At 65.4% G+C, this 17,945-nt stretch carries 19 protein-coding genes; 6 read left to right on the plus strand and 13 right to left on the minus strand.

Annotation, left to right across the window (positions count from 1 at the left end):
• Positions 1–2 precede the first annotated feature (2 nt).
• The 7 genes from ON44_RS32450 to ON44_RS32480 form a co-directional block, all read right to left on the minus strand.
• Positions 3–842 (minus strand): alpha/beta fold hydrolase, encoded by an 840-nt coding sequence (locus ON44_RS32450; protein ID WP_040697380.1) that lies wholly within the window; start codon positions 840–842, stop codon positions 3–5.
• A 132-nt stretch (positions 843–974) separates the two neighbouring features.
• On the minus strand, positions 975–1,394 hold the full coding sequence (locus ON44_RS32455) for a hypothetical protein (RefSeq protein ID WP_040697381.1): 420 nt from the start codon (positions 1,392–1,394) through the stop codon (positions 975–977).
• A gap of 91 nt (positions 1,395–1,485) precedes the next feature.
• On the minus strand, positions 1,486–1,842 hold the full coding sequence (locus tag ON44_RS32460; protein WP_040697384.1) for a nuclear transport factor 2 family protein: 357 nt from the start codon (positions 1,840–1,842) through the stop codon (positions 1,486–1,488).
• A 300-nt stretch (positions 1,843–2,142) separates the two neighbouring features.
• A complete protein-coding gene (locus ON44_RS48720) occupies positions 2,143–2,439 on the minus strand; it encodes a hypothetical protein (protein WP_083898261.1) in 297 nt (98 codons plus the stop codon).
• A gap of 98 nt (positions 2,440–2,537) precedes the next feature.
• Positions 2,538–3,263: an amino acid ABC transporter ATP-binding protein gene (locus ON44_RS32470; protein ID WP_040697390.1), complete on the minus strand. Its 726-nt coding sequence runs from the start codon at positions 3,261–3,263 to the stop codon at positions 2,538–2,540.
• A gap of 3 nt (positions 3,264–3,266) precedes the next feature.
• On the minus strand, positions 3,267–5,057 hold the full coding sequence (locus tag ON44_RS32475; protein ID WP_040697392.1) for an ABC transporter substrate-binding protein/permease: 1,791 nt from the start codon (positions 5,055–5,057) through the stop codon (positions 3,267–3,269).
• A gap of 226 nt (positions 5,058–5,283) precedes the next feature.
• Positions 5,284–6,078, minus strand: coding sequence for an LLM class F420-dependent oxidoreductase (locus tag ON44_RS32480; protein WP_040697395.1), 795 nt, complete (start codon positions 6,076–6,078; stop codon positions 5,284–5,286).
• 183 nt (positions 6,079–6,261) lie between these two features.
• Between ON44_RS32480 and ON44_RS32485 the strand changes: the two genes are divergently transcribed.
• Positions 6,262–7,356, plus strand: a complete 1,095-nt coding sequence (locus ON44_RS32485) for an ABC transporter ATP-binding protein (RefSeq protein ID WP_040697398.1) — start codon at positions 6,262–6,264, stop codon at positions 7,354–7,356.
• A 164-nt stretch (positions 7,357–7,520) separates the two neighbouring features.
• Positions 7,521–8,168, plus strand: a complete 648-nt coding sequence (locus ON44_RS32490) for an NADPH-dependent F420 reductase (RefSeq protein WP_040697401.1) — start codon at positions 7,521–7,523, stop codon at positions 8,166–8,168.
• Between the two features lie 181 nt (positions 8,169–8,349).
• Here ON44_RS32490 and ON44_RS32495 read toward each other — a convergent pair whose 3' ends face one another.
• The gene (locus ON44_RS32495; RefSeq protein ID WP_085998664.1) at positions 8,350–8,859 is read right to left on the minus strand and encodes a winged helix-turn-helix transcriptional regulator; all 510 of its coding nucleotides are present in this window, start codon (positions 8,857–8,859) and stop codon (positions 8,350–8,352) included.
• A 101-nt stretch (positions 8,860–8,960) separates the two neighbouring features.
• On the opposite strand from ON44_RS32495, the gene ON44_RS32500 reads away from it, so the two are divergent.
• Positions 8,961–10,130 carry a thiolase family protein gene (locus ON44_RS32500; RefSeq protein WP_040697403.1) on the plus strand — a complete coding sequence of 390 codons (1,170 nt, stop codon included), beginning with the start codon at positions 8,961–8,963 and terminating at the stop codon, positions 10,128–10,130.
• 43 nt (positions 10,131–10,173) lie between these two features.
• On the opposite strand, the gene ON44_RS32505 is transcribed toward ON44_RS32500, so the two are convergent.
• Positions 10,174–10,515 (minus strand): hypothetical protein, encoded by a 342-nt coding sequence (locus ON44_RS32505; RefSeq protein ID WP_040697405.1) that lies wholly within the window; start codon positions 10,513–10,515, stop codon positions 10,174–10,176.
• Between the two features lie 98 nt (positions 10,516–10,613).
• Positions 10,614–11,510, minus strand: coding sequence for an alpha/beta fold hydrolase (locus ON44_RS32510; protein ID WP_083898262.1), 897 nt, complete (start codon positions 11,508–11,510; stop codon positions 10,614–10,616).
• 93 nt (positions 11,511–11,603) lie between these two features.
• Between ON44_RS32510 and ON44_RS32515 the strand changes: the two genes are divergently transcribed.
• Positions 11,604–12,083, plus strand: coding sequence for a MarR family winged helix-turn-helix transcriptional regulator (locus ON44_RS32515; RefSeq protein ID WP_040697409.1), 480 nt, complete (start codon positions 11,604–11,606; stop codon positions 12,081–12,083).
• Between the two features lie 50 nt (positions 12,084–12,133).
• Positions 12,134–13,096, plus strand: a complete 963-nt coding sequence (locus ON44_RS32520) for an o-succinylbenzoate synthase (protein WP_040697411.1) — start codon at positions 12,134–12,136, stop codon at positions 13,094–13,096.
• Between the two features lie 308 nt (positions 13,097–13,404).
• Here ON44_RS32520 and ON44_RS32525 read toward each other — a convergent pair whose 3' ends face one another.
• The 3 genes from ON44_RS32525 to ON44_RS32535 form a co-directional block, all read right to left on the minus strand.
• A complete protein-coding gene (locus ON44_RS32525) occupies positions 13,405–13,917 on the minus strand; it encodes a TIGR04338 family metallohydrolase (protein ID WP_040697413.1) in 513 nt (170 codons plus the stop codon).
• A 144-nt stretch (positions 13,918–14,061) separates the two neighbouring features.
• Entirely contained in the window at positions 14,062–14,904 is an 843-nt protein-coding gene (locus ON44_RS32530) for a DUF2786 domain-containing protein (RefSeq protein WP_174415195.1), read from the minus strand.
• Positions 14,905–15,046: 142 nt separating this feature from the next.
• Positions 15,047–16,072, minus strand: a complete 1,026-nt coding sequence (locus tag ON44_RS32535) for an alpha/beta fold hydrolase (RefSeq protein ID WP_051182684.1) — start codon at positions 16,070–16,072, stop codon at positions 15,047–15,049.
• Positions 16,073–16,617: 545 nt separating this feature from the next.
• On the opposite strand from ON44_RS32535, the gene ON44_RS32540 reads away from it, so the two are divergent.
• Positions 16,618–17,919 carry an ABC transporter substrate-binding protein gene (locus ON44_RS32540; protein ID WP_040697445.1) on the plus strand — a complete coding sequence of 434 codons (1,302 nt, stop codon included), beginning with the start codon at positions 16,618–16,620 and terminating at the stop codon, positions 17,917–17,919.
• Positions 17,920–17,945: the final 26 nt, after the last annotated feature.

Here is a 17,945-nt window from a genome sequence, read left to right on the forward strand (position 1 = left end):
GACTACGTCCGATGGGCGAGGAGGTGTTCCATGATGAGGCGGGTGAGGGATTCGGGGGCTTCTTCGGGGATCCAGTGGGAGGTGTCCTCGAGCATTTCGAAGCGGTAGGGGGCGGTGACGTGCTCGGCGGTGGCCAGGGCGGCGGTGGAGCCGATGGTGGGGTCTTCGGTGCTCCAGACGTAGAGGGTCGGGACGGTCATCGGGGCGGTCGGACCGGCGAGCGGGAACGCTCGGTACCAGTTCAGGGCCGCGGTGAGGGCGTCGGGGCGGGTGAGGCGGTGGATGTAGTCGTCGATGCGCTCTTCGGGAATCTTCCAGTCGAAGATCTTGCGGAGGGCGGCGGCGTCATCGGCGAGTAGGGCGCGCTCAGGCGTGCGGGGCTGGCGGAAGTAGGTGAAGTGTTGGGCTCGCTGGGCCTGATCTTCATCCTCGGCCATGGCCCGCAGGAAGGCGGTGGGGTGCGGCTGCGATACGGCGGTCAGCGTGCGGATTCGCGCTGGGTGTTCGGCTGCTACCGTCCACCCGACGTGGGCGCCTATGTCATGGCCGACGAGATCGAATCGCTGCCAACCCAATTGGTCGGCGATGGCGATGACATCGCCGACCAGCTCCTCGACGCGGTAGTCGGCGACCTTGTCGGGGCGCACGCCGGGCGAATAACCGCGCTGATCGGGGGCGACCACATGGCAGCCGCCACCACCAAGGGCGGTGAGCTGGAACTCCCACGCGATGGCGGACTCCGGAAAGCCGTGCAACAGCACGACTTCCCGGCCACCGGGTTCGCCGCTGGTCAGGGCGTCGAAGGTGCCGAACTCGGTCGGGATCTTGGTTGCCTCGAGCACAGCACGACTCTAGAGGCAGTCACCGACCACAAACGCCGAACGCGGCATCGGCGGTGGGGACGGCAGCCGGCGGGGTGGGTAAGCACTGCCGATGCCGCGTTCGGCGGAGTTGGTCGATTGTGGATCCAATCTTCAGCGGGCCTTGCGGATGCCGAGGTACTGCAGGGCCGCGAATCCGCCGACGGTCGCCGCCTGCATGACGGTCCAGATCGAGCCGACCAGGTTCAGCTCGAGTGCGCCCTCGACGAGGGCGGCCAGGCTCACCACGACCCAGGCGGCATTACCCGCGGCGACCACGGCGGCGGCCTTGGTATTGATGGTCTTGGTCATGCCGACCAAGGCGACACCGATGCCGTAGAGGGTCAAGAAGATTCCGATCGGGATGCCGATCTTGCTGTCCAGGCCGAGCAGGGATTCCAGTGGGCCCGAAAGCGCCAGGTAGGCAAGGCCGTTGACGGTGGTGACGACCGAGTCCAGGCGAAGCGAGGTGCGCAGCAGGTTCTGGCCGGGGGCGAGCAGGGTGGACATGTAGGTGGGGGTTGTCGTGGTCATGGCTGGTATTTCCTTCTGGGGTAACGATTTTGGACGACCAGGGCCGCCGCCACCGGAAGCGCGGTGGCTGCGGCAGGTTGGTCAGGCGGGGTCAGGCGGCGGCGGGAACCTTGTCGAGGAAGCCGTAGACGTTGGCGATGCGCCCGTCCTCGACAACCGCGACATCGAAGCCGATCACGACGGCGGGTGCGTCGGCCGGCCCGAGCTCCCAGGTGAAGCGCACCTGGTCGTGGTGGGCGTCGACCGGTCCGGCGAGGGTGAACACCCAACCGGGGAACTGGGCCTGGACTCCGGCGATGGCTGCGTCGAGCTGATCGTGTCCGGCAACTGCGGCCAGCGGGTCGGTGTATGTGGCGTCGGCGGTGAACACGGCTTCGATTCCGGCCTTGCGGGCGGCGGCGTCGGTGGTGTTCCAGACTTCCAGGTACTGTGCGACGAGCTCGTTCATGATGGCCTCCTAGGCTTCTGATCTGCGGTTTCGCTGTTGTTCCTGCTGACAGGAACTACGTTATGAGCAGAGCCAGGGGTGCCGAATCAGTCACCTATAAGTACTTTTCGCCGACGTATACGTATGCGGTCGGCGTGCCGAGGACCGTGCGCGGTTCACAGCTTCAAGAGCATCTCGAATTCCAGCCGTGGATCGCCAATCCCCATCCCGCCATCTCTACTCGAATCCGAGTCACCCGGCGAGTCGATTTCCGGGTTGCCGAGCTGCGGCCGAGTCGGTCGGCAGCTCGGCGCGGCGAGCTCAGTGGTCGTCGTAGTGGCCGTTGTGCGCGGCGTGGCGATGGCCGTCGTGGAGGTAGTCGACGTGGTCGCCGTGTTGGACGGCTTCGTGGCCGCAATTGGGGCCGTGGGTGTGGTCGTGGCCTACATGTTCGGTGTGGCCGGCGGGTTCGCATTCGTCCCAGTGACCGTTGTGTTCGCGGTGCAGGTGGCCATTGTGGGCGTAGTCGGTGTGGTCACCGTGCGGGACTTCGGTGTGGCCGCAGCCGGGGCCGTGGGTGTGCTGGTGTTCGGCGTGCTCGTGATGCGCTGTGGTCATCGGACCTCCTCGTTTCCCATTGCTGGATATGTGGCGCCGAGCGTGACGACACATTAACAGGTGCGCATCTATCGAGATTACTAGAAGTGTGCTGGCGGTCACAAAACCTGGGAGAGGAAGCGCTGCAGGCGCGGCGTGCGCGGGTTGTCGAACAGGGCGTCGGGGGTGCCGGTTTCGACGACCTGACCAGCGTCCATGAACAGCACGCTGTCGGAGACGCTGCGCGCGAAACCCATTTCGTGGGTCACCACGACCATCGACATCCCCTGGGTAGCCAGATCGGCCATCAGCGCGAGAATGCCCTTCACCAACTCCGGATCCAGCGCCGAGGTGGCTTCGTCGAAGAACATGATCTCCGGCTGCATGGCCAGCGCTCGGGCGATCGCCACCCGCTGCTGCTGCCCACCGGACAGATTCGCCGGCCGTGAATCGGCCTTCTCGGCCAGCCCGACCACCTCGAGCTGCTCGACGGCCAGCGCGCGAGCGGCATCCTTGGACAGCCCGCGCAGCTTGCGCGGCCCCAGCGCCACATTCTCCGCGACAGTCTTGTGCGGGAACAGGTTGAAGTGCTGGAACACCATGCCGATGCGCTGGCGCAACTTATCCGGATCCTCGGTGAGCACCGACTCGCCGTCCAGCAGCACATCACCCTGATCGGGTTCGTGCAGGCGGTTCAGCACCCGCAGCAGTGTCGACTTACCGGAGCCTGACGGCCCGATAACGGTGGTGGTCTTACCCGCGTCGACATGAATATCGACACCGCGCAGCACATGGTTGTGGCCCAGCGTCAGATGCAGACCGGTTCCGGTGAGAGAGGCACTCATCAGCTATCCGCGCCCTTCCGTGATCGTGGCCGCCTCGACCTGGTCGATGGGCTGGTCGGGTCGGCCGGTGCGCATCCGGTGGTCGATGTAGTTCACCAGGTGCGTCAGCGGGATGGTCAGCAGTAGGTAGACCAGGCCGGCGGCGACCAGCGGGGAGAGATTTCCGGTCTGCGCGTTGAGATCTCGCCCGACCGCGAACAGTTCGCGCTGGGTCGCGAGCAGTCCGAGGAAGTAGATCAGCGAGGAATCCTTGATCAGCGCGATGAACTGGTTCATCAGCGCGGGTAGCACCCGGCGCACACCCTGCGGAATCACCACCAGCGTCATGGCCTGGCGGTAGCCGAAGCCGATGGCACGTGCGGCCTCCAGCTGACCCGCCTCCACGGATTGGATGCCGGAGCGGAAGATTTCACCGATATAGGCGGAGGCCAGCAATGCCAGCGCGAGCGCACCGAGCCAATACGGGTTGTTGCCGGTGATATTGCGCACGACCGGGCCGATGCCGAGTCCGATGATCAGGATGATCACCACGGCGGGCAGGCCGCGGAAGATATCGGTGTAAATCCTTGCGGGCCAGCGCAACCAGCGCGTCCGGGAAATGCCCGCGACCGCGAGCAGCATGCCGAGGATGGTGCCGAGCACACCCGAAACCAGTGCCAGGATCAGGGTATTCGGCAGACCGGTCTTGAACAGATCGGGAAATGCCTTGCGGTACAGCGACCAGTCGAAGAACGTCTCCCGCAACTGCTGCAGCGTCGATTTCGGCGCGGCCTGTCCGCTGTCGGTGGTCTTCTTCTCCGCGGCTATGGCGGCGAAGTCCGGGAGTTGCGGTGCGGGTGCGGCCTTCGAGCCCGGCTTCCAACCGGGCGGCAACTGCCTCGGCACCCAGTCGGCGTAGAGCTTGGCGTAGGTGCCATCGGCGATCACGGCATCGAGACCGCTGTTGAGCGCGTCGATCAGCGGCTGGTTGTTCTTGGCTACCGCGTAGCCGACGAAATTGTCCAGGCTGAAGGTGTTCTGGATGATCGTGGTGCCGTCGCCCGGCTTCACCTGCCCCTCGGCCTGCGCCGACGGCGCGACCCAGGCATCGACCTGACCAGACTTCAGATTCGCGTACGCGGTGGCGTAGTCCGGGAATTTCACCGGATCCAGATGCAGCTGGTTGACCACGTAATCGTCCTGCACCGTGCCCTGCACGACGGCGATCCGGTTACCGCGCCCCAAATCCGAAAAGCCCTTGATGCCACTGCCGTTCGGGACAACGAGCGAGAAGTAGCCGAAGTCGTAACCGTTGGTGAATCCGACGCGTTCGCGCCGCTCCGCGGTGGTGGTGATATTCGACGAACCGACATCGAAGCGACCGCCGGAGACCTGCGAGAGCAGCGGTGCGAATTCGGTGCCCGAGAACTCCACCTGGAGACCGAGTTTCGCACCGATCGCCCGCAGCAGCTCATTGTCGAAGCCGGTGAACGAGCCCGCCGAGTTCAAGCAGATGCTCGGCGGTGCATCCGAGAGCGTGCCCACCGTGAGCTTGCCCGGCGTGATGAGCCGCAGCTTGCCGGTGTCGATCGCCGACACCGGCAACGTGCTCGCGGTGGTGTACTTGTCCGCACCCGCCGAGGCCGCCGAGCCGAGGTTCGTCGGTGCGGCCGATGCCGCGCTCGATCCGGGCGGCGCGCATTGGTCTCGATCAGAGGAATCGTCGCCGGAACCGCAGGCCGTGGCGGCGAGGCCGACGGCAAGCAATAGCACGGCGATCAACGCACGAGACCGCACAGCGGGCAGACCAGCCATGGTGAGGAACCCTAACGTCCGATTCAGCGCTGAAAGGCAGCTACCCCGTGGCGCGTGCAGTCGGCCACACCTCGCCGTCAAGGCCTGCGGCCGCCAGGCGTGCGCGGACGCGGCGCCATGGCCCGATCCCGGAATTCGAATCACGGTGATTCGAACCCGAGTTCCGACCGGCGTTACGCCGCCGACAGAGCGTGATTCTCGAGATCGGCGGCGGTGCGACCCAGGGCTAGGCCAGACCTCTGACCGGCTCCGGATTCACTTCGTCACGCCAACGGACCGCCTGTTCGACCTCACTCAGGTCGAACTTCGGCCCGCTCACACCGATGGTGAACAGACTCACCCCGGCCTCGACGAACTTCGCCGCCCGCTCCGCACCCGGCCACTGCACCGAGCGCTCGATCTTCGCCTGATCGGTGCCGACGTCCGCGCAGTGGTCGGTGAGCACCTTGTTCTTGTGCGCGATCGCGTCGAGGTCGGCGAAGGTGTGCCATATATCGGCGTACTGCGCGACCAGCCGCAGCGTCTTCTTCTCGCCACCGCCCCCGATCAGGATCGGGATATCGCGGGTCGGCTGCGGATTCAGCTTCTTCAGCCGGGCGGTGAGCCGGGCCATATTCGCCTTCAGCAGCGCGAGCCTGGTTCCCGGCGTACCGAATTCATAGCCGTACTCGTCGTAGTCCTTCTGGAACCACCCCGCGCCGATGCCGAGAATGAGCCGGCCATTGCTGATGTGGTCCACCGTGCGCGCCATATCGGCGAGCAGATCGGGATTGCGGTAACCGCCGCCGGTGACCAGCGCGCCGATCTCGATCCGTTCGGTCTGCTCGGCCCAGGCGCCGAGCATGGTCCAGCATTCGAAATGCGCGCCGTTGTGGTCGCCGGTCAGCGGATAGAAGTGATCCCAGTTGAAGGCGATATCGACGCCCGCATCCTCCGCGCGCAGCACGGCGTCGCGCAGGAGTCCGTAGTCGGGGGCGTGCTGGGGCTGTAGCTGTACACCGATTCGAACCGGTCGGGTCATGAGCCTGCTCCTCGTCGCTCGATCTGGTTCCTCGATCGAGGCTACCGGCGCAATCGATCTTCCGGATTAGTTGCGCGAACTCGAGCGCATCGCGCGCGAAGCGAGCACATCCAGTAATATCGCCGGTCAACCCTTACTCGGATCGTCCGGCACGTTCCTGCCGGTGATGGGATGTGATTTGTCATGGCCACTGTGACCTTCGATAGCGCGACCCGGCTCTACCCCGGGTCGTCCAAACCCGCCGTCGACAAGCTGAATCTGGAGATCGCCGACGGGGAATTCCTCGTGCTGGTCGGTCCGTCCGGCTGCGGTAAGTCGACCTCGCTGCGGATGCTCGCCGGACTCGAGGATGTCGACGACGGGCGCATTCTGATCGGCGCCGACGACGTCACGCACGCCGAACCCAAGGAACGCGATATCGCCATGGTGTTCCAGAACTACGCGCTCTACCCGCATATGACCGTCGCGGAGAATATGGGCTTCGCGCTCAAACTCGCCAAGGTCGCCAAGGCGGAGAAGGAGCGCCGGGTGCTGGAGGCGGCCAAACTGCTCGACCTCGAGCCGTATCTGGACCGCAAGCCGAAGGCGCTGTCCGGCGGTCAGCGGCAGCGCGTCGCGATGGGCCGGGCGATCGTGCGCCAGCCGCAGGTATTCCTGATGGACGAGCCGCTGTCGAATCTGGACGCCAAGCTGCGGGTGCAGACCCGCACGCAGATCGCCCAGCTGCAGCGCCGTCTCGGCACCACCACCGTGTACGTCACGCATGACCAGGTCGAGGCGATGACCATGGGCGATCGGGTCGCGGTGCTCAAGGACGGCCTGCTGCAGCAGTGCGCGACGCCGCGCGATCTGTACCGGGATCCGGCGAATGTGTTCGTCGCCGGATTCATGGGGTCGCCCGCGATGAATCTGTTCACGCTGCCGGTCGCCGAGGGTGCGGTGGAGCTCGGCGGCGCCACGCTGCCGGTACCGCGGTCGGTCGCCGATGCCGCCGAGGGTTCGGTGGTGGTCGGCGTGCGGCCCGAGCATCTGGAGTTCGGTGGGGCGGTGGACAAGTCGGGTATCCAGATGGAGGTCGACGTCGTCGAGGAGCTGGGCTCGGACGCGTACATCTACGGCCGCACGATTGCCGAGGGCGTGACGAATGGCGCGGGCGAAACCATTGTGGCGCGGGCGGATTGGCGCAACCCGCCGGAGAAGGGCACCCGGGTGCAGTTGACGCCCACACCGGAACACACCTACTTCTTCTCCGCCGTCGACGGTCGCCGCCTGTCCTGAACTACGCTGCGCGTGCACTTTCCGCCAAATCCCGCACTTCTTGCTAGCGGCGAAAAGTGCACGCGCAGAACCAATGGCGTTCGCCCACGGCGGAAGGCCACCCGAAGGCCGCATCGCGTTCGTAAACTCAGCGCTCGAACGGGGATCGGTGCGAGGAGTGGACGATGAAGGTAGCGGTGCTCGGGACCGGGCAGGTCGGCCGCAGACTGGCGAGCAAGTTGGTCGAACTCGGGCATGCGGTGACGCTCGGCTCGCGCACCGCCGATAATGCGACGGCGACCGAATGGGCGCGCGAAACCGGTGGTGCCCATGGCACTTTCGCCGATGCCGCCGCCGATGCCGAATTGGTGATCAATGCGACGTCCGGCACCGTCTCGCTGGCCGCGCTCACCGCCGCGGGTGCGGCGAATCTGAGCGGGAAAGTCATTGTGGACGTGTCGAACGCACTGGATTTCTCCGCCGGATTCCCACCGAAGCTGGCAACCCCCGAGGCGGGCAGCGTCGCCGAGCAGATCCAGCAGGCCTTCCCGGACGCGCGCGTGGTGAAGACCCTCAACACCATGAACAATCAGCTCATGGTCGACCCGTCCCGAATTCCGGATCGGCACAACGTCTTTCTCAGCGGCGATGACGAATCGGCCAAATCCGAGGTCGCCGACCTGCTGAAATCCTTCGGCTGGACCGATGAGCAGATCATCGACCTCGGCGGCGTCGTAACCGCCCGCAGCACCGAACCCCTTGTCCTGCTGTGGGTTCACCTCTACAACAAGTTCGGCACCGAGGACATCAACTACGCGGTCGTCACCGGCTGAGCTGCCCTGGGGGTAAGCGGTGCAGCACCAGGTAGGTCGCCGTCAGCGTGCAGCACCAACCGGATCGTTGGTGCGGCACCAGCGCAAGTCAGGGCTGCGACACAACGTAGGTCAGCGCTGCGGGCACCGGCCCGAGGCGACGCTACGGGCCGGGCCCAGCGCTCGGGCGACCTCCGCACAATCACTTCGCTGATCGGGCACGCACATAGTCGGGGTTTAGCCTGACCCCGAGTTCTTCCAAGTCGATCTCACGCCCCTTTTCACTGCGGACCTGAACTCGAACCGGCGCACCACTCGACTCCTCGACCAGCAGGAGCGGCGCGGGCCCCGACTGCAGGTAGGTATCGCCCCATTGCATGAGCGCGAGCACTGCGGGCAGCAGGTCGCGACCCATATCCGTCAGGACGTACTCGTGGCGGGTCCGCTTGCCCTCCTCCTGATACGGCCGTTTGGCGAGCAGCCCCGCATCGGTGAGCTTGCGGAGCTGACCGGATGCCGCGGCATCGGTGATGCCGACCCGGGCGGCGAAACCGTCGAAGCGGGTGGTGCCGTAGTAGGCCTCGCGCAGGATCAGGATCGCCGAGCGGGTGCCGATGAGGTCCATCGCCTTCGCGATCGAGCATTCCGTGGGTTTCCACGCGCTCAGATCTGCCAACGGTCCTTCCATCACGGCTGCCATGGCGAACATCATAGCAATATCTGGCTTGAGTCGACTATATCCAGGCGTTAATCTGACTATAAGCCAATAGAGCCAGGCAGAGGAGCTCGGCTCGCGGTTCGAAAGGAACCAGCATGAGAGACGCGGTGATTGTCGAAGCGGTACGCACGCCGATCGGCAAGGGGAAGCCGAACGGAGCACTGCACAACGTCAACGCGGTGGACCTGCTCGCACACAGCCTGCGCGCGGTAGTCGACCGCAGCGGCATCGATCCGGCGCTCATCGACGATGTGATCGGCGGCATCGTCACCCAGATCGGCGAACAGGGCGCCAATATGACCCGGCGGGCGGCGCTGGCCGCGGGCTATCCGGAATCGGTGCCGGCGACGACGGTCGATCGCCAGTGCGGCAGCAGCCAGCAGGCCATTCACTTCGCCGCACAGGGCGTGATCGCCGGGGCGTACGACATTGTGGTCGCGGCGGGTGTCGAGTCGATGGGACGAGTTCCCATGGGCGCGAACATGATCGGATCCGACGACTTCTCCGGTGTCGGCTTCGCCGAGCGTTATCCGGAGGGGCTGGTATCCCAGGGCATCAGCGCCGAACTGATCGCGGCCCGCTGGGGACTGACCCGCAACCAGCTCGACGAATTCGCCCTCGGCAGCCACGAAAAGGCGGCGCTGGCAACGAAGAACGGCTCGTTCGCCGGCCAGCTCGCTCCCATCGCCGGACTGGAAACCGATGAGGGCATCCGGGTCGGCAGCACCCTGGAAACCCTCGGCAAACTGCGTCCCGCCTACTACGACGAGGCCATGGCCGCGCGTTTCCCGGAAATCGGCTGGCAGATCACCGCCGCGACCGCGAGCCAGGTCAGCGACGGCAGTGCCGCGGTGCTGATCATGACCAGCGAACGCGCCAGGGAGCTCGGACTCGAGCCGCTGGCCCGGCTGCACAGCTTCGCGGTGGCCGGTGACGATCCGCTGCTCATGTTGACCGCCGTTATCCCGGCAACGCGAAAGGTATTGCAGCGCGCCGGACTTCAGCTGTCGGATATCGATCTGGTCGAGATCAACGAGGCATTCTCACCGGTGGTGCTGGCCTGGGCGCACGACACCGGTGCGGATATGTCGAAGGTGAATGTGAACGGCGGCGCCATCGCCATCGGTCATCCGCTCGGCGCTTCCGGCGCGCGCCTGATGACCACGCTGGTGCACGCCATGCAGGAGCGCGGTGCGCGCTACGGTCTGCAAACCATGTGTGAGGCAGGCGGTTTGGCCAACGCCACCATTATCGAACGGCTCTGAGTCGCCGAGTACCGCGGCACCGCTCCCGGATCGGTGCCGCGGCTCAGATCGAAACCAGCACCACCGCAACCAGGAACCCGAGCAACCACGACTCGGCGATCAGCGGCACCGCCACCAACGGCGTCCACGCGATGCGGCGCCGGTACCGGATCTTCTCGACCACCCTGATGCCCACCGCAACTACCGAAAGCGCAATACCAACCCACGCAACGCAATACGCGACCGCCAGATAGCGCACACCCCCATCGGGATCCGCGCCACGCCCGAGGAATTCGTACAGCGGCACGAAAGCAGCCACCAGCCAGCCGAACCCGACCGCGAGCACCGACCCGAGCACCACCCGAACCGCATTCGCCAGCCGCAGCTTCCACCGACTCGACCCCACACCCCCAGCATGACCGGTAGATCGGACTCAGGTTGTCGAACGCGTCCTGCCGGTGTCCGGATCCGCGATGTCGGCCGCAGCCATCACCGATTCGGCGGTCATCCGGCGATAGCGCAGATGTTTTCGATCATGACGGGCCAGATATCTCGTGGGAACGCTCCATGCCCGATTCCTTCCAGCATGGCGAGTCTCGCTCCGGGGATGGCTTCGGCGGTTGCTCGTCCGCCTGCCGGTTTGATCATCGGGTCGGCCGTGCCGTGCAGAACAAGTGTCGGCAGTCGAACCGCGGCCAGCGCTGCGGTCCGGTCCGGTGCCGCCAGCATGGCCGCTTGTTGCCGGAGCTTGCCTGCGGGGTCGTAGGCCCGTTCGAAGCTCATCGCGCCGATTTCGGCGAGCCATTTGTCGTCGCGTGGGTACTTGTCGGGCGGTGTGCCGATGAGGTTGTAGAGGTCGACGAGTTGTTGTCCGCTCTCCTCTGCGGAGTTCACTGGTTTCCGCAGCAACGCAGCGACTTTCACGCTCGTCCTGATCGTGGCGCGTCCGATGCGAGCGGACGGTGACGACATGATCGAGGTCAGCGAACGTAGTCGTCCGGGATGTTCGATCGCCATCGTTTGCGCGATCATGCCGCCGAGCGAGCCGCCGACCACGTTGGCCGACCGCCACCCGAGGTCGTCGAGGACCGCGATCGCGTCGCGGGCCATGTCACCGAGCGAGTACCGTGCCGCGGCCTTCGGGCGCACGATCATGGTGAATGGGCTCGGTTCACCGAGGTGCGTCAAGTGCGTCGAGAGTCCGGCGTCGCGATTGTCCATCCGCGCCACCCGGAACCCTCGCCGCACCAGCTCGAGGCAGAAGTCATCGTGCCAGAGCAGCATTTGCGCGCCCACGCCCATGATCAGCAACAACGGCTTGCCGGTGTCCGGTCCGAACACCTCGTAGGCAAGTGAGACATCCCCATTGCGCGCCTGCCGGCGCATTACTTCGCGAGTCATCTGCTGACCCTTTCGGTGGAGTGGTATCGACCAACGCAGCCATTGTTCACATGAGAACAGTTCTCATGTGAACAGTCAAGGTATGATGTCGGCATGCGGCCCCCGACGGACCTCTACAGCGAGTTCGGTTTCTACATTCATCAGGTCGTCGCGTTGATCGATAAACGCGGCGATGCGATGTTCCGACGCGACCTCGGCATCAGCCTGCGACAGTTCACGCTGTTGCGGCTGTTCGACGTCGGACCGACCGTGCCGTCCCAACAACTCATCGCCGAACGCCTCGGCATCGCCAAGAGCGCGGTCAGCAGGCAGATCGACATCGCACGACAACGAGGCTGGATCCGAGTCGAGAGCTCGGCCCACTCCCGCAGACAGAACACCCTCACGCTCACACCGACTGGCCGGCAACTGCTCAGCGAGGCGAAGTCGCTGATCGAGCAGTCCGAGTCACTGGCATTCGACGACCTACCGCCGGCCGATGTCGAGGCTGCGATACGCACCCTGAAAGCGCTGCACGGGAAACTGACGAAACCAGCACCGCCGCTATCGGACACTGCCCCACCGACCGGTTGACATCCCTTGCCACTGCAGTGGCGACAGCGGGCTCGCTAGGCTGCACCGTGATGACCGAAACCTTCGTGTACGCCATTCCGATGCGGACTCGGTTCCGCGGCATCACGGTGCGCGAGGGGATGTTGATCAGGGGCCCCCTCGGTTGGGGGGAGTTCTGTCCGTTTCCCGAGTACGACGATCGGGAGGCCGCCGGATGGTTGGCGACCGCGGTGGAGCAGGTGACGCTGGGCTGGCCGGAGCCGGTGCGGGACAGGATTCCGATCAATTGCACGGTGCCCGCGGTGGGTCCGGAGCGGGCGCATGCGATCGTGGCCGGGTCCGGATGCCGTACCGCGAAGGTGAAGATCGCCGATCATCCCGATTCGCTGGCCGAGGATCTGGCGCGGGTCGAGGCGGTCCGGGATGCGCTGGGGCCGAACGGATCGGTGCGCGTCGATGCCAATGCGGTCTGGGATGTCGAGACCGCCGTCCCACACATCAAGCAGATCGACCGTGCCGCAGGCGGTTTGGAGTACGTCGAGCAACCGTGCCGCACCATCGAGGAACTGGCCGCGGTGCGCCGCCGTGTCGATGTCCGAATCGCCGCCGACGAATCCATTCGCCGCGCCGAGGATCCCCTGCGCGTCGCGGTAGCGGGAGCCGCGGATATCGCGGTACTCAAATGCACCCCATTGGGCGGTGTTCGCCGCGCACTACAGGTCGCCGAGGCCGCCGGCCTGCCGTGCGTGGTCTCCTCCGCCCTGGAAACCAGCGTCGGTCTGGCCGCCCAACTCGCCCTCGCCGGTGCCCTCCCCGACCTCGAATTCGCCTGCGGCCTGGGCACTTTGTCCCTCTTCGAGGGCGATCTGGTGTCCGAATCACTGCGCCCGGTCGACGGCTTCATGCCGGTTCCGAAGACCCCGCCCACACCGGACCCGGCACTACTGAAGCAGTACCGCCACCCCGACCCAGCACGAACCCGCTGGTGGGAAAACCGCCTGACCCGAGTCCGGGCACTGCCCCCGCCCCGCTGACCGAGTCGCGAAAGTACGCAACCAGTACGAACTCGGCACGTCAGCCCAACGGGTCGGCGCAGCGCAACCGCGGACACGACGTACGAATTCGGCCAGACATCGGACCGCAGCCGGACGGCGCGTTCGCTGCCCAACGGTCGACTACCCCCAAACACGATGCGGTCGAGCGACACAGCGGACTCAACTCGACCAGACACCACAGCCGAACACACGCGACCACAGGACCAGGCTTGCCATCAGACCGATACGGCGAGCTCGCCGCCCAACGATCAACTACCCGCGGGCGCAACTCGAGCGACGCAGCGGCCTCAGCTCAAGCGGACACCACAGCCGAGCATGCTCGACCGCAGGACCAGCCCGGCTTCCGGCCCGACAATGCCGTCGACGAGTTCCAAGTAGCGACTGCAGAATTCGGGGCCGTGCGGAGCCACCGATGCGGCGGCGGGCTCGAGGTGGTGGGCCAGTTCGTGCAGGATCACCAATTCGCGCAGGGCCCATGCGGTCGCGCCGGTGTGCAAGGGGACGGCCAGCACCGCGTCCGCGGCCTCGTAGTGGGCGGCGGCGGTTCCGGCGCGGGAGCGGACCCGGACCGGGGTGGCGGCGCGATCCCATTGCGCCCGAACCCAGTTGAGGTTCAGCACCTTATCGGTGTAGGACTGCACCGATTCGACCGAGGCGAAGCGGCGCTCGATCGGCAGCGTGAGGTGTGATCCATAGAGCTCCACCGTCCGATTGCCGATTTCGTCGGCTCGATCGAATACACTCCGCACCAGCTGTTCGGCGTCATACACCTTGGCGCGCTGGCTATCTCGCGCACTCACCGTTGCGAGCTCATTCGTTCGAACCCGCCGATTCGGAGTGTCCGGTACCACCTGAGACCGCCTGAACTCCGATCCGCTCAGCCCACCGGATCCGAGCCCACCAACACACACGCATGGAAACCCCCGCCGGCTCACCCGACTCGCTCACGTCGACCCGCCTCCGGGCAATTGTCCACGCGCGGCACCGAGTTCGGGAGAGGTCCCCAACCGCGCAGCTCGCCCCGCCCGATCACCCGCACGCCGGGCCGCGGCGGAGTGCCCAGCCGACGCCTGTGGACCGCGCCAGGTACCGCGGGCATCGGAGGTCTGCTTATAGAAGTCGGTGAGCTCGATTTCCTTATTGCGCAGGGCCAATGCCGTACTCGTCGCGATGGTTTCGGGCACCACCTCGGCCTCGACCTCCGCCTTCACCTCGGCCAGGCGGCGGCCGATCCGCGCGGCGAATGCCATCTGAAAGTTCAGCCGCGCGGTAACCGCCGCAACCGGCGCCTGCACGCGCCGCTGCACCTTTCGGCCCCAGTGTTTCTCCGTGACGATCTTTTCGACGGTGGCCGAACGATACTGTCCGGATTTGATGTACTGATCCGACGCACGCACCATCTGCACCAGCAGACTGGCGTAGAGGGCTTCACAAGTATCGATATCGGAATCGAAGCCATACGCGTAGACCTGCGTCGACGTGCGCGCAACATCGCAGCGCACATCATTGGCCGCGGCGATCGCCACGAACAACTGCACGTAGGTGCGCAGCCCCTTCTTGCCGGGTTCACCGATCGGAATCATCCGCTGCACCGGCGTCGGCCTGCGCTCACGTCCGGCGATGTGCGCGCGGGCGACCGCCAGGTCGATCGAGGACCTGGTCGCCAAGCGTTGGGCCGCGGCCAGAAACGCCTCGGCCTCGTGTTCGTTATCGGTCGATTCGGCTTGGCGCAGCAACCCGCCGATCCGGGTGAGCATCCGGTCGGGAACCGCATTCGGCGAAGTCATCGACCGCCAGCCTAACCGCATCGCGAGTGACCACCACCGGGCCCGCGGAACCCGGCGGCCAGCCGGCTGACGCCGGCCGTCGACCCCACCCACCGAATCCGAACCTGATCATGCCGCGCGACAGATCCGGCGGAAATCGTGGCTAACGGGTCACGGAATCGAGGAACGCGCGAATGACATCGACCGATTCGTGCGGCGCCTCGAAGGGCCAAAAATGTCCTGTGTCGAATAAGTGCACATTGCTGCCCGTCGGCAGCATCTCGACAACATCGGGATCGGTGTAGAACTCGTGGGGCTGCATCGGGTCCTGAGCGCCCTGCAAAATCAGCACCGGCGCCGTCCAAGAGCGGATCAATTCGGCGCGCCGATCGATCCATTCCTGCCGGAATGACGAGGAGTGGAAGTACCGCGGGACGGCCGCGGCGATACCTGGGTGGGAGAACTCCGCGATGGTGCGCACGAGGTCCGATGCCGCGACGGGTCGCGCAGCCAGCCACGTGTAGGCCGAGGCGACGAACCGACGGGCGTCACCGAGCAGCGTTGGGGCGTCCGCCGACGTGAAGAGTTGCTGCTGCGGATGCAGGCTGGGATGCAGATGCCACAGATGCTGCTGTCCGCGGGCATATCCGGTCAGCCGATCGCCGAGCATGGTGGCGAGGTGGTCGCCGGGCGGGGTGCCGCGGTCGTGCGTCACCAGCGCGAACTCGGCGATCCCCATCGTGTCGAAGAGGGCCTGAAGTTGGCCTGCCACCCCCTGTTGACGGTAATCGCCGGTGCGTTTGTCGGATTGTCCGTAGCCTTTCAAATCGACAGCGATGCAATGATATTGGTCGCTCAGCAACTCCAAGGCGTAATGCCATTGCCACCACGAATCCGGCACACCGTGTAGGAACACGACCGTGGGCGCCGATGGGTCGCCTGCCTCCACGTAGTGCCATGTGACGGTCTCGCTGTCACCGGGCGCTGCGACGAACCGGTGTACCACCGTCGTATCGCCGAGTTGCTCGCGTTCACCGTCGGTGTTGTTCCGCACGGGGTCGGGTTCGGGGAGTTGCTCGAGGAGCGTCTCGACGCGCTGGAAAAGGTCCTGCGCAGCGCCGCCGCCACTGAGTTCGGCAACGAAACGTTGCGGCGGATCGGTGTATGTGTGGGCGAAATCCACAGTCATCTCGATGGTTCCTATCCATTGGTGAGTAATCGGAATGCTCGGCGCGAGGTTCGTTTGCTGCGATCCACCGGCTATCGAAAGCATTCATGTCCACCTCCGCTCTAGCTGACGAAATCGTCACATGCGACGATTCGCGCAGTCAAGCATTCTGACGAAATATTCAAAACTGATAGATTCAGTCATCGGATCTCATGGTCAATCGCCCGACCTGTAGTCACGGCACCGCCGCATACACCGCAAAGCCACATCCGTACCGCGAAAGACACCGGGCTGCGCGATCTGCCGTTCCACGGTTTCGACGCCGACCGGATCTGGCTGGCGATCGTCGCGCTCGCCCCGGATCCGACCGCAGACGATCGGGCCGAAGGCCTGTCGAAATCACGAGGCTACGAGCGACTGTGACATTGCCGCGGTAGCGTCCGCCCCGGCTGGAGAGTGCCCCTGTTGCGGGCACAATCGCTGCGTCACATATAACAACCATGTATCTTGCCTTGTGCACCTGCAGGGTGTGCTGCTGCTCACGTCTCGACCTTGGAGTGTTCGCGATGGCTTTGAAAAAGGTGACGTCCCTACGTTCGTCGCTCGTACCACGAGCGGCGTTGGCGGCCGCCTCTGTTGCGCTGCTGACGGCGACGTTCACCAGTGCCTGCTCCAGCGATAACGGCGGCAATCCATCCAGCCAGAACCTCACCGGCCGCGGCCCGATCACCTATGTGGAGGGCAAGGACACCACCGAAACCGGTGCGGTCAAGCAGCTGATCGAGCGCTGGAACGCCTCGCACCCGGATGAGCAGGTCACCTTCAAAGAGCAGTCCAACGACGCCTCGCAGCAGTACGACGATCTGGTCGAGCACATGCGCTCCAAGCAATCCACCTACGACGTGGTCGCCCTGGACGTGCCGTGGACCGCGGAATTCGCCGCCAAGGGCTGGATCCAGCCGCTGAAGGACACCTTCTCCATCGACACCTCGGCGCTGCTGTCCCCGACGGTCGCCAGCGCCACCTACAACAACACCCTCTACGCCGCGCCGCGAAACACCAACGGCGGCTTGCTGTTCTACCGCAAGGATCTGGTGCCGAATCCGCCCAAGACGTGGAGCGAGATGCTGGCGCAGTGCCCGATCGCCAAGCAGAACAATATCGGTTGCTACGCGGGCCAGCTGGCACCGTACGAGGGCCTGACGGTGAACGCGGCCGAGGCCATCAACGCCTACGGCGGCACCTTCGTCGGCGCGGACGGCAAGACCCCGACCGTGAACACCGCGCAGGCGCGCGCCGGGCTCAAGGTGCTCGTCGATGCCTACAAGAACGGCGATATCCCGAAGGAAGCCATCACCTTCAAGGAGCCGGAGAGCGCGAACGCCTTCAACACCGGCAAGCTGCTTTTCATGCGCAACTGGCCGTCCACCTTCGGTGACGCGGGCGGGGAATCCTCCGCGGTCAAGGATAAGTTCGGGGTCGCGCCGCTGCCCGGCGAGAACGGTGTCGGCGCCTCGACCCTCGGCGGCTACAACGCGGCCATCAGCGCCTTCTCCAAGAACAAGGCGACCGCGCTGGACTTCCTGCGCTACCTGATCAGCGAGGACGCCCAGCACATCGTCGCGGCCGGTGCGCTGCCCTCGGTGCGCGCGTCGATGTACGACGATCCGGCGCTGATCGCGAAGATGCCGTACCTGCCCGCGCTGAAGGATTCGATCGCCAACGCGGTGCCGCGTCCGGTCACCCCGTTCTACCCGGCGGTGTCGAAGGCCATCCAGGACAACGCTTATGCTGCGTTGAACGGAACCAAGTCCGTCGACGACGCGATCAACGGTATGCAAAAGGGCATCGAGACAGCCGGGTCGTAGCGAGTACAAGAGCGGACCCGACCACC

This window comes from Nocardia vinacea NBRC 16497 (assembly GCF_000308835.1).
GTDB classification, from domain to species: domain Bacteria; phylum Actinomycetota; class Actinomycetes; order Mycobacteriales; family Mycobacteriaceae; genus Nocardia; species Nocardia vinacea.